This is a genomic window from Microbispora siamensis (assembly GCF_016863095.1).
Classification (GTDB): domain Bacteria; phylum Actinomycetota; class Actinomycetes; order Streptosporangiales; family Streptosporangiaceae; genus Microbispora; species Microbispora siamensis.
Genome location: NZ_BOOF01000010.1, coordinates 44087 through 56035, shown reverse-complemented (window position 1 = coordinate 56035; position 11949 = coordinate 44087). Strand labels below are relative to the sequence as shown.

General features: G+C 71.1%; 8 protein-coding genes. 6 read left to right on the top strand and 2 right to left on the bottom strand.

The annotated features are described in order from the left end of the window. Positions 1–9: 9 nt before the first annotated feature. Together Msi02_RS11490 and Msi02_RS11485 are read right to left on the bottom strand one after the other, a co-directional pair. Positions 10–4953 (bottom strand): NAD-glutamate dehydrogenase, encoded by a 4944-nt coding sequence (locus Msi02_RS11490; protein ID WP_239108309.1) that lies wholly within the window; start codon positions 4951–4953, stop codon positions 10–12. Between the two features lie 26 nt (positions 4954–4979). Further along, a complete protein-coding gene (locus Msi02_RS11485; protein ID WP_204048329.1) occupies positions 4980–5801 on the bottom strand; it encodes a tryptophan 2,3-dioxygenase in 822 nt (273 codons plus the stop codon). 309 nt (positions 5802–6110) lie between these two features. Between Msi02_RS11485 and Msi02_RS11480 the strand changes: the two genes are divergently transcribed. The 6 genes from Msi02_RS11480 to Msi02_RS11455 all read left to right on the top strand — a co-directional run bounded on the left by Msi02_RS11480 (position 6111) and on the right by Msi02_RS11455 (position 11891). Next, positions 6111–6680: a hypothetical protein gene (locus Msi02_RS11480; RefSeq protein ID WP_204048328.1), complete on the top strand. Its 570-nt coding sequence runs from the start codon at positions 6111–6113 to the stop codon at positions 6678–6680. A 7-nt stretch (positions 6681–6687) separates the two neighbouring features. Continuing rightward, positions 6688–8907 carry a bifunctional polysaccharide deacetylase/glycosyltransferase family 2 protein gene (locus tag Msi02_RS11475; RefSeq protein ID WP_204048327.1) on the top strand — a complete coding sequence of 740 codons (2220 nt, stop codon included), beginning with the start codon at positions 6688–6690 and terminating at the stop codon, positions 8905–8907. 122 nt (positions 8908–9029) lie between these two features. Beyond that, positions 9030–10490 (top strand): FAD-binding oxidoreductase, encoded by a 1461-nt coding sequence (locus Msi02_RS11470; protein ID WP_204048326.1) that lies wholly within the window; start codon positions 9030–9032, stop codon positions 10488–10490. 4 nt (positions 10491–10494) lie between these two features. After that, on the top strand, positions 10495–10905 hold the full coding sequence (locus Msi02_RS11465) for a DUF2975 domain-containing protein (RefSeq protein ID WP_204048408.1): 411 nt from the start codon (positions 10495–10497) through the stop codon (positions 10903–10905). Beyond that, entirely contained in the window at positions 10905–11123 is a 219-nt protein-coding gene (locus Msi02_RS11460; RefSeq protein ID WP_204048325.1) for a helix-turn-helix domain-containing protein, read from the top strand. Before Msi02_RS11465 ends, Msi02_RS11460 begins: the two co-directional genes overlap by 1 nt. A 45-nt stretch (positions 11124–11168) precedes the next feature. After that, positions 11169–11891: a GNAT family N-acetyltransferase gene (locus Msi02_RS11455; RefSeq protein ID WP_204048324.1), complete on the top strand. Its 723-nt coding sequence runs from the start codon at positions 11169–11171 to the stop codon at positions 11889–11891. Positions 11892–11949: the final 58 nt, after the last annotated feature.

Genomic DNA, 11949 nt, shown 5'->3' with positions numbered 1-11949 from the left:
CGAGCATGGTCACGCCTCCGCGTGGGGGAGGTTGCTGGTGGAGACCAGCGTCCGCACCGCGCGCAGCGCGACCGACAGCGTCGCCAGGTCGAAGGTGTCGCTCTCCCAGATCTCCGACAGCGTCTGCCGCGACCGCGTCACCGCGGCCTGGTTGGCCTCCGTCCAGCTCGCCAGCCGCTCCTCCGGCGACAGGCCCGGCCGGCTGTGGATCAGCACGTCCCTGGTCAGCGTCGCGTGGGCGGCGTACAGGTCGTCGCGCAGCGCCGACCTGGCCATCGAGTTCCACCGGCTGTCGCGCGGCAGCGCGATCACCCGCTCGCGCAGCCGGGCGAGCTGGAGCCGGTCGGCCAGGTCGAAGTAGACCTCGGCCACCTCGCTCACCGGCCGGCCGGTGTACGCCGCGATCTCCACGAGGTCGAACGTGGAGTAGGCCGGCACCATCGACGCGACCCGCTCGGCCAGCTCGCCGGGCACGCCCCTGGCCACGAACGAGTCCCTGCGCTCCTCGTACGCCGCGAGATCGGGTCCGGTCAGCAGCTTGGGCAGGTGGGGCAGCAGGCCGCCGGCGCCCTCGATGAAGTAGCGGGCCGTGGAGGCGAGGTCGAGCGGGGGACGCCGGTTGCCGAGCAGCCAGCGGGTGCCGCGCTCGGACAGCTTGCGGCCCTCCAGCAGCATGGCGAGCTGGGTCCCGGTGTCCACCTCGTTGTCCAGCTCCTCGATCTGGCGCACGAACGAGGGCAGGTCGAAGACCTCCCGCGTCACCAGGTAGGCCCGCACGATGTCGGCCGTCGAGGCGCCGGTCTCCTCGCCGAAGCGGTAGACGAAGCTCGTGCCGCCGAAGTTCACCACGTCGTTCACGATCCGGGTCGTGATGATCTCCCGGCGCAGCGGGTGGGAGTCCATGTACGTCCGGAAGCGGTCGCGCAGGGCCGAGGGGAAGTACGACACCAGCCACGACGCCAGCGACGGGTCGTCGGGGATGTCCGACTGCAGCAGCTCCGCGTCCACCACGAGCTTGGTGTAGGCGAGCAGCACCGCGAATTCGGGGTTGGTGAGCCCGAGCCCGGCCTGGCGCCGCTCGGCGAGCACCTTGTCGGAGGGCAGGAACTCCAGCTCCCGGTTGACCAGCCCCTCGCGCTCCAGCCTGCGCAGGTAGCGGGCGTGGATGTGCAGCATCTCCGGCGCCTGCGCGCGGGCCGCCGCGAGCACGACGTTCTGGGCGTAGTTGTCCTCCAGCACCAGCCTGCCCACCTCGTCGGTCATGTCGAGGAAGAGCTGGTTGCGCTGCTTGTCGGTCATGTCGCCGTCGCGGACGACCTGGTCGAGCAGGATCTTGATGTTCACCTCGTGGTCGGAGGTGTCCACACCGGCCGAGTTGTCGATGAAGTCGGTGTTGATCAGCCCGCCGTTCAGCGCGAACTCGATCCGGGCGCGCTGGGTGAAGCCGAGGTTGCCGCCCTCGCCCACGACCTTGCAGCGCAGGTCGGCCGCGTTGATCCGCAGCGCGTCGTTGGCCTTGTCCCCCACGTCGGCGTGGGTCTCCGACGACGCCTTGACGTACGTGCCGATGCCGCCGTTCCACAGCAGGTCGACGGGGGCCCGCAGGATCGCGCTGATCAGGTCGTTCGGTGCGAGCGCGGTGACGCCGTGCGGGAGGCCGAGCGCGGCGCGCGTCTGCGGCGAGACCGGGATCGACTTCGCGGTGCGCGGCCACACGCCGCCGCCCGCCGAGATGAGCGACCTGTCGTAGTCGTCCCAGGAGCTTCTGGGCAGCTCGAACAGCCGTCGCCGCTCGGCGAAGCTCCGCGCGGCGTCCGGGTCGGGGTCGACGAACACGTGCCGGTGGTCGAAGGCCGCCACGAGCCGGATGTGCTCCGACAGGAGCATGCCGTTGCCGAACACGTCGCCGGACATGTCGCCGACGCCGACCACCGTGAAGTCGGTGGTCTGCACGTCCACGCCGAGCGTGCGGAAATGGTACTTGACCGACTCCCAGGCGCCCCTGGCGGTGATGCCCATGGCCTTGTGGTCGTAGCCCACCGACCCGCCGGAGGCGAAGGCGTCGCCGAGCCAGTAGCCGTACTCCTTGGCCACCGCGTTCGCGATGTCGGAGAACGTCGCGGTGCCCTTGTCCGCGGCCACCACGAGGTAGGTGTCGTCGCCGTCGTGCCGCACGACGTCGGGCGGCGGCGCGACCTCCCCCGCGACCAGGTTGTCGGTGAGGTCGAGCAGCCCGGAGATGAACTGGCGGTAGCAGGCCACGCCCTCGGCCAGGAGCTCGTCGCGCCCGCCCGCGGGGGGCTGCTTGACGACGAAGCCGCCCTTCGAGCCGGTCGGCACGATGACGGTGTTCTTGACCATCTGCGCCTTGACCAGGCCGAGGATCTCCGTGCGGAAGTCCTCCATGCGGTCCGACCAGCGCAGGCCGCCGCGGGCGACCTTGCCGAAGCGCAGGTGCACGCCCTCGACCCGCGGCGAGTACACGAAGATCTCGTACTTCGGCCGGGGCAGCGGCAGCACGCTGATCGCCTGCGGATCGAACTTCAGCGAGATGTACGGCTTGCGCCTGCCGGTGACGAACTGGCTGCCCGCGTCCCCGGCGTCGCGCCCGTCGTCGCGAGCCGCCTGGAAGACGTTGGTGCGCAGCGTCGCCTGGATCATCTCCAGGTAGGCCCGCAGGATGCGGTCCTCGTCGAGCGAGGCCACCTCGTCCAGCGAGGCGAGGATCTCCTCGGTCAGCGCGTCGCAGACCTCCGGCCTGCCGTCGTCCGGCCGCCGCGGGTCGAGCCTGGCCTCGAACAGCCGCACCAGCAGCCGGGCCAGCCGCACGTTGCCGCGCAGCACCCTCTCGATGTACGACTGGCTGAACGTGGTCCCGGCCTGCCGCAGGTACTTGGCGTACGCCCGGAGGATCTCCGCCTGCTCCCAGGTGAGCCCGCCGGCCAGCACGAGCGCGTTGAAGCCGTCGTTCTCCACCTCGCCGCGCCACAGCACGCCGAACGCGTCCTGGAACAGCCGCTTGAACTCGTCGCGGTGCACCTCCTCCGAAGGGGTGTACCGCAGGCCGAAGTCGTAGATCCAGGCGTCCCTGGTGTCGGGGTCGTGGTCGCGGTCGATCTCGTACGGCCGCTCGTCCACCACCTCGACGCCCATCCGCGTGAGCAGCGGGAGCACCCGCGACAGCGAGATCGGCGCGCCCAGCCGGTAGAGCTTGAAGCGCCGCTCCCCCTCGGCCGCGCCGTACGGCTCGTAGAGGTTCATGCCGATGGCGTTCGGGTCCTCGCCGAGCGCCTCCAGCCGCTTGAGGTCGGCGACCGCCGTACGCGCGGGGAAGTCGGCCTTGTAGCCCTCGGGGAAGGCGGTGCCGTAGCGGCGCAGCAGCCGGGGCGCCTCCTCCTCCGGGCACAGCTCGTTGATCGCGGCGGCGAGGTCGTCCTCCCACGTGCGGGTGGTGGCGGCCAGCCGCGCCTCCAGTTCCTCGACGTCGACCGGCGTCTCGGCGAGCGGTTTGCCGCGCTCGCCGCGGATCACGACGTGCAGCCGGGCCAGCGCCGACTCGCCGATCATCGTGCTGTAGTCGAGCGAGGTGCCGCCGAGCGCCTTCATCAGGATCCGCTGCATGTGCAGGCGGACCTTGGTGGTGTAGCGGTCACGCGGCAGGAAGATCAGGCAGGAGATGTAGCGGCCGTAGTCGTCGCGGCGCAGGAACAGTTTGACCTGCTTGCGCTCGCGCAGCCGCAGCACGCCGAGCGCGATGGGCAGCAGCTCGTCCACGGGCATCTGGAAGAGCTCGGTGCGCGGGTAGGTCTCCAGGATCTCCATCAGATCCTTGCCGTCGTGGCTGTCGGGCGACAACCCGGCACGTTCCAGCACCTCGGCGAGCTTGCGCCGCAGGACCGGGATGCGGGAGATCGACTCGTTGTACGCCACGTGGGTGAACAGCCCGAGGAACCGCCGCTCGCCGATCACCTCGCCCTCGGGCGAGAAGACCTTGATCCCGACGTAGTCGAGGTAGTGGGGCTTGTAGACGGTGGCCCGGCTGTTGGCCTTGGTGACGATCAGCAGCTGCTTCTCCCGCGCCTTCGCGCGGACCTTCGGCGGCAGGGCGGCGAAGCTGGCCGATCCGGCCTTGTCGGCCCGCAGGATGCCGAGCCCGGTGCCGGGCAGGCCGCGCAGCGCGGCGCCGCCGTCGGTGTCCTCGAGCCGGTATTCCCGGTAGCCGAGGAACGTGAAGTGGCCGTCGGCCAGCCAGCGCAGCAGCTCCATGCTGTCCTCGACCTGCGCGGGGTCGAGCGGCGGCGGGTTGACCGCCAGGTCCTCGGCGGTCTGCACGGCAAGGGCGCGCATCTTGGCGAAGTCCTCGACCGCGCAGCGCACGTCGAGGAGCACCCGCTGCAGGTCGCTCTCCAGCTCCTTGAGCACGGCGTGATCGGCCTGCCGGTCGATCTCGATGTGCATCCAGGACTCGCGGACGACCTGCCCGGTCATGTTCTCCTGGTCCGGGCCGAGCAGCTCGCCGGTCATGTCCCTGCGCACCCGCATCTGGGGGTGGACGATCAGGTGGGTGCCGATCTCGTGCCGGTCCAGCTCGGTCGTCACCGAGTCGACGAGGAACGGCATGTCGTCGGTGACGATCTGGACCACCGTGCGGCCCGGGTCCCAGCCGCACTCCTCAAGCGTGGGGGTGTAGACGCGGACCAGCGCGCGTCCCTGCGGCCGGTGCTGGGCCAGGTGGCGGTGGGCCATCGCGGGTCCGTACACGTCCACCGGGTCGCGGTCGGCCAGGTCCTCGACCGGGACGTTGCGGTAGTACCGCCTCAGGAAGGTCAGGACGTCCTCGCCCTCCACCTGGAGCGCTCCCGGCGCGTGCGCGCACCTCTCGGCGGCGGTGCGGAGAAGCTCGTCCAGCGCTTCATCCGATTCCTGCCGATTCAGCGCCATTTCGAGCGGCATGTCGCTACTCACTCCCTTGTGAGGATTCAAAGCCAGGCCCGGAGTTCCCAGAGCAGGGGAAAGAAGTGCAAACGCGTCCTTCCCCTCAAGTACGGTGCCCCGGACGAGCCTCCCGTACCGGATTTCGTGCCGATCTGGCGCTCCACCATCTGCACGTGCCTCATCCGCCAGAGCGCGGTCGTCTCGTCGTGGGTGAGGAGATCTTCGGCCAGGTCCCACAGATCGTCGTACGATCCCCGGTCACGGGCCACGGCCAGCAGGGATTCCATGATCTCTTCGTCGGAGACCGGCAGGCCACGCTGGGAGAGGGCGGTGAGGTAAGCATCCCACAGCGTCGGCTCGGCGAGCCGCCGCCGGAGCCTGGCGAGTTCGGCCTCGCTCGCGTCCCTCAGCCGGCCGAGGTACGACGGATCCTTGGCGCCCGAGAGGAACTCGAGCTCGCGGAACTGCACCGACTGGAAGCCGCTCGCGGGGGCGAGGACCGACCGGAACTCCAGGAAGTCCTGCGGCGTCATGGTCTCCAGCACCTGGACCTGGTCGACCAGGACCTTCTCCACCGCGTGCACCCGGCGGAACAGATGCCTGGCGCGCCACAGCGCGCCCTCGATCATCGCGTCCCTGATCCGCTCCAGCTCGTGCAGGAGGAGCTTGAACCACAGCTCGTAGACCTGGTGGACGGTGATGAACAGCAACTCGTCACTGGCCCCGGACCGCTGCTCCTGCTGGGCGAGCAGCTCGGGCAGGCGGAGATAGCCGCCGTAGGACAGGCGCCCGCCCTCCTCGCCGAAGCTGCGCGGCGGGGGCAGGACCTCCCCGGACCCGGCCCGGCCGTACGGCGTCGCAGGCATGCGCCACTCCTCCACGATGGGCGCGTCCCTTCCGATCCCCATTGATCGAAAGCCCGGCACCACCGCCCCCGATACCACCCCATAACGGCACAAACGTCAACTTCGTCCGGTGCACGCGACCAGGGGATTGACCGTGCCCCATTTAACCAGCCCCGCCCCCGCCGGGGGCTCCGATGCGCATGCCGCCCCGGAGACGCCGCCCACCGGCGGGAGTTCCCCACGCCGGACATCGGGAAATCCGGAAATGCCTGATCACAAAACGGTTTGAACTTCTCGAAGCTGCTTTCGACTCGCGTACGATCATGCGTCGTGGAAGATCATCGTCCGGGGCGTACGGCTGTCTTCGTGGACCAGAGCGGGCGCCGGGCCAAGATCTTGACAGCCACCGCGGTCGGCGGGGCGATCGTCGTCCTCGCGCTGACGCTCACCCTGGTGAGTGGAGCACTGGCCGGCCCGGAGCTGCCCCCGATGGGCTGGCCGGGCACGCAGGGACAACAGGTCGTGGAACGCTCCCCCGCGGGCTCCCCCACCCCGTCCCCGAGGTCCGAGCGCAGGCGTGTCCCCCGGGCGAGCGGCACGCCGCGCGCGACGGCGGCTTCCGCGCGGCGGACACCCTCCGCTCACGGACTGCCGAGCAGGGCGCCCTCCGCCGTTCCTTCCACGCGGAAGAGCCACAAGCCGAGCACGAGGCCTTCCGCGGTCCCGGAGCCGGATGTGGAGATCTCCGCGTCCGGTGCGTCCACGCCCGCGCCGTCGGCTCCCGAGGTCGCGCAGACCACGGCGCCGGCCGACGAGGCGACGCGTACCCCGGCGCCGGAGCCCAGCACCGTCCAGACGACTTCCCAGCAGCCCGGGCAGACGCCCGGGGCCTCCCAGTGACGCGTCGATGAGACGACAGCGCAGGCCGGCCGAGCGGAGACCCACAGAGCCGCGCGGCCACTGGTTCCTCGTCGCGATCGCCGCCCTGCTCATGGCCGGAGCGCTGCTGCTCAACGCGTACGCGCACAACGTCATCGGCGAGACCGAGGCGCCGCCGGCGGACTACGGCGACTCCGCCGAGCTGGAGCAGATCCGCTCCGGCGGCCCTCTGGTCAACGCCTCGGGGTCGCAGCCGCTCAGCGCGCGGAGCAAGCCCCGCCGGGTGGCGCTCACCTTCGACGACGGTCCCGACCCGCGCTGGACGCCCAAGCTGCTCGACCTGCTCCGCGAGCACCATGCGAAGGCGACCTTCTTCGTCCTGGGGGCCCACGTCGCGGAGCACCCCGAGCTCACCCGCCGCGTGGTCGCCGAAGGGCACGAGATCGGCAACCACACCTACACCCACGCCGACCTGGGCGCGGTGCCGGCCTGGCGGGTCCGCGTGGAGATGTCCCTGACGCAGAAGACGCTGGCCGCGGCGGCCGGGATCCACACCCGCCTCGCCCGCATTCCGTACTCCTCGGCCCCGGGAGCGGTCGGATACGGGCAGCTCTCCGCGATGCGGCTGCTCGGCGACGAGGGATACCTCGTGACGTTCACCGACGTGGACACCCAGGACTGGAGCCGCCCGCCCGTGGACGAGATGGTCCTCGCGTCCCTCGCGCGCACGGTCGACGGCGAGGGCGCGGTGATCATGTTCCACGACTCGGGAGGCGACCGCACCCGCACGCTGGCCGCCGTCGACCGGCTGCTCACCCGGCTGGAGAGGAAGGGGTACTCCGCCACCACGCTCACGGAGGCCGTCGGGCTGCCCACGGCGCACACCGCCGCCTCCCCCGACGAGCGCGTCCTCGGCACGGTCCTGGGGTTCGCCCAGCGGGCCTCCTTCGCCTTCGTCGAGGCGCTCGGCTGGTTCCTCGCCGCGGCCGGCGTGCTCACCGTGCTCCGGCTGACCCTTTTCGTCGCACTGGCGTGGGCGCACGCCCGAAGGACGCGCGGGAGGTCCGCGAGCACCGGCACGCCCCACTGGGCGGCCCCGCCGCCGGTCTCGGTGATCGTCCCCGCCTACAACGAGGCTGCAGGGATCGAGGCGACGGTGCGGTCCCTGGTCAGGACCGACTACGCGGGCCCGGTCGAGATCGTCGTCGTGGACGACGGCTCCACCGACGGCACGGGGCGGATCGCCGCCTCGCTCGGCCTGCCCGGGGTCCGGGTGATCCGGCAGCCGAACGCCGGGAAACCCGTCGCGCTCGCCACCGGCATCGCCCACGCCGCCCACGACATCCTGGTCATGGTGGACGGTGACACCGTCTTCGAGCCCTCGACCATCCGTCACCTCGTACGGCCGCTCGCCGACCGCACCGTCGGCGCGGTCAGCGGCAACACCAAGGTCGGCAACCGGCGCGGACTGATCGGCCGCTGGCAGCACGTCGAGTACGTCGTCGGGTTCAACCTGGACCGCCGCGCGTTCGATCTGCTCGGCTGCATGGCGACGGTGCCGGGGGCGATCGGGGCGTTCCGCCGCGAGGCGGTGGCGTCGGCCGGAGGCGTCAGCGCGGACACGCTCGCCGAGGACACCGACCTGACCATGGCCATCAACCGCAGGGGGTGGCGGGTCGTCTACGAGGAGCGGGCCCGCGCGTGGACCGAGGCGCCCGCCTCACTCGGCCAGCTGTGGCGGCAGCGGTACCGGTGGTGCTACGGCACGCTGCAGGCGATCTGGAAGCATCGCGGGGCGATCGTGGAGCGCCGTCCGTTCGGCCGTCGATGCCTCGGATATCTCACGCTGTTCCAGGTGATCCTTCCGTTGCTGGCCCCTGTCGTCGACGTCATGGCCCTCTATGGGCTGTTCGTCGGCGATCCCCTTCCCGTGGTCGCGGTGTGGGCCGGCTTCGTCGCGGTGCAGGCGCTCACCGGCTGGTACGCGTTGCGCCTGGACGGCGAACGGGCCTCGGTGCTGTGGGTGCTGCCGCTGCAGCAGTTCGTCTACCGGCAGCTGATGTACCTGGTCGTCATCCAGTCGGTGGCCACCGCGGTCCTGGGGGCCCGGCTGCGCTGGCACACGGTGCGCAGGGAGGGCACGTTCAGCCTGGCGGGACCGTCCGTCCCGAAACCGTCCCTCGCGGGCCGCCGGCGCCGGCCGGTCAGGGCTGGGACCGCTCCGAGGAGACGGAGCCGTCCTTGGTGACGCCTCCCGTCCTCTGCGGAGAGGAGGCCCTGCGTATAGGAACGAAGTGATGAGCTTGTAACCAACCGGACCGGTTCCATGAGCGTCTCAACGAGGTAGATCACCACCTCGGGAGTACGACCATGATCGACAGACGGAGTTTCCTTCGCGTCTCGGCCCTGGCCGGGGCCGCGGCTTTTTCCGGCACGGCCTTCGCCGCCGCGGGTCCCCGTCCCGCCGACTGGTCCGCGCTCGGGCGAGGGCTGGACGGCAAACTGATCCGCCCCGGCGACGCGTCGTACGACAACGCGCGCCACGTGTTCAACTCGGCCTTCGACTCCACCCGCCCGGCCGGGGTGGCCTACTGCACGACGGCGGCGGACGTGTCGGAGTGCCTGGCGTTCGCCCGGCGATACGGCGTGCCGGTGACCTCCCGGTCGGGCGGCCACAGCTACGCGGGCTGGTCCACGGGCAGCGGGCTCGTCGTCGATGTGTCGCCGATGAGCGGCGTGTCCTACTCGGGCGGCCACGCCACGGTCGGCGCCGGGGCGCGCCTGGTCGACGTCTACGCCAAGCTTGCGGCGCACGGCGTCAGCATCCCGGCGGGCTCCTGCCCGACGGTCGGGGTGGCCGGGCTCACGCTGGGCGGCGGCATCGGCGTGGTGTCGCGGCAGTACGGCCTGACCTGCGACGCGCTGGAGTCCCTGAAGATCGTCACAGCGGACGGGAAGGTGCTGACCTGCTCGCCGAGTTCGCACCCGGACCTCTACTGGGCCTCCCGGGGAGGCGGCGGCGGCAACTTCGGCGTGGCGACGTCGTTCACGTTCCGGACCCATCCGACGCGTTCCGTGACCCTGTTCTTCCTGCACTGGCCCTGGTCGAAGGCCGCGGCCGTGCTGAAGGCATGGCAGGCGTGGGCGCCCTCCGCCCCCGACGCGATGTGGTCGAACTGCCATCTCGACCGTGATCCCTCGCTCGATGTGATGGTCGGCGGCCTCTACCTCGGCGGCAGGACGGCATGTGAGAACCTGCTGCAGAAGCTCGTCGACCGCGTCGGCTCGGGCCCTGCGACCCGCTACGTCGCGACCTCCGCGTACGACCACGCGATGATGGTGGAGGCGGGCTGCGCGTCGATGTCCGTGGCCCAGTGCCACCGTCCCGGCACGCTTCCCGGGCAGAATCCGAGCGGGAAGCTCGTGCGCGACTCGTTCTCGGCCAAGTCGCACTTCGCCTACACGCCGCTGTCGTCCGCCGGGATCAAGGCGCTGCTGGCCCAGGTCGCCGCCCCGGGACGGCACTCGGTGATGCTCGACGCGCTCGGCGGCGCCGTCGGCCGGGTCCGCCCCGACGCCACCGCCTTCCCGCACCGCAAGGCGCTGTTCAGCGTGCAGTACTACTCCCACTTCTCCGGCGCCGCCGGCTGGGCCCGGACCGCCCACGCCGCCATGCGGCCGTACTTCGGCGACCACGCGTACGTGAACTACATCGACCCGGAGCTCAAGGACTGGCGGCAGCAGTACTACGGCGCCAACGCCGCCCGGCTGGCCCAGGTCAAGGCGGCATACGACCCCGGCCGCCTGTTCCGCCTCCCCCAGGGCGTCTAGGGCACTGCTCGCCTCCGACCTGGAGGAGCTCGACCCGAAGTACGCGTACCTGCGCGTCCCGATCCTCGCGATCACGGTCCTGGGCTTCGTGACGGTGGAAGTCGTCCTGGTCTGCGTATGGCGGCTGGTGACCATGGTGCGGCGCGGCACGGTGTTCACCCACGCCGCCTTCCGGTGGGTGGACGTCGTGACCGGCGCTTTCGTGGCGGCCGCCCTCCTGATCTTCGCGCTCGGGGCCGTCCTGGCGCCGGGCGAGCCCGTCCCACCTGGCGTGGTCCTCCTGATAGGCGGGGCCGGCGTGGCGGCCCTGGGGGTCGCGCTCATCGTGCTCGTGCTGCGGATGCTGCTCGCCCAGGCCGTCGCACGCGACATCGAGGCGGCGCGAATGCAGGCCGAGCTGGACGAGGTGATCTGATGCCGATCCTCGTCGAGATCGACGTCATGCTGGCCAAGCGGAAGATGTCCGTGGGCGAGCTCGCGGACCGCGTCGGGATCACGCCCGCCAACCTGGCGGTGCTCAAGAACGGCCGCGCCAAGGCGGTGCGCTTCTCGACGCTCGCCGCGCTCTGCGAGGCGCTCGAGTGCCAGCCGGGAGACCTGCTGCGCTGGGAGGCCGAGGACGACGACGCGTGACCTCGACCGGTTGCCGATCGGGCCGGGCTGCGCGAACCTCACGGTATGACCGAGGAGCGGCGGACAATGCTCGGCGCCGACGGCGTCCCGGTGTTCAGCTACCTGGAGGGCGTCCGCGACGGCAACCCGTGGGCGTACGCGATCGAGGACATCGGCGCGGGAGCCGCGGACACGATCACGTCGCGGATGCCCGGTTGGGCGGTCTCCGCGCCGGCTGAGCTCGGTCGAGCGCTGCTCGACCGGGGCGCCCGGCTACTGCGGCACATGCACGTGATGTGGTGCGATCTGCCGATCGCCCGGCCGGTCGCGGACGCCGCTCCGGCCGGCTTCCGGATCGTCCCCTGTGACCGGTCGCCCGCCGAGATCTTCCCCGCGTGGTTCGCGGCCTACCCGCCCGGCCATCCCGACCACCGTCCGCGAGACGGCGAGAAGGCCCTGAAGGAGGAGCTCGTTCCGCTCCTCAGCGGCGAGGAGATCGGTCCGCTGCTTCCGTGCAGCGTCCTCGCCGTACGGGATGAGGGAGAGGTCGTGGGCGGCGTTCTCGTCACCGACTCGAATCGGGGACCGTGGATCGCGGACGTCTTCCGGCACCCGGACCGGTCGCCGAGGGGCCTCGGCGCGCTCATGCTGTCGACCGCCCTGGTCCACGCCGGCGCGGACGGTCTGACCGGCATCGGCCTGGTCGTCACGGAGGGCAACCCCGCCCGCCGCGTGTACGAGAGGCTCGGTTTCCGAGTGGTCGCCGCCACGATGACCGTAATGATCTGACCAGCGGAAACGACGACCGGACGTCGTAGGTCACCCGATGGCGCCCGTGTGCTCCGCT

Coding starts and splice junctions, on each gene's coding strand:
- Msi02_RS11485 (WP_204048329.1), bottom strand. CDS start 5,801: ATGCCTGCGACGCCGTACGGCCGGGCCGGGTCCGGGGAGGTCCTGCCC.
- Msi02_RS11470 (WP_204048326.1), top strand. CDS start 9,030: ATGATCGACAGACGGAGTTTCCTTCGCGTCTCGGCCCTGGCCGGGGCC.
- Msi02_RS11475 (WP_204048327.1), top strand. CDS start 6,688: ATGAGACGACAGCGCAGGCCGGCCGAGCGGAGACCCACAGAGCCGCGC.
- Msi02_RS11455 (WP_204048324.1), top strand. CDS start 11,169: ATGACCGAGGAGCGGCGGACAATGCTCGGCGCCGACGGCGTCCCGGTG.
- Msi02_RS11490 (WP_239108309.1), bottom strand. CDS start 4,953: ATGCCGCTCGAAATGGCGCTGAATCGGCAGGAATCGGATGAAGCGCTG.
- Msi02_RS11460 (WP_204048325.1), top strand. CDS start 10,905: ATGCCGATCCTCGTCGAGATCGACGTCATGCTGGCCAAGCGGAAGATG.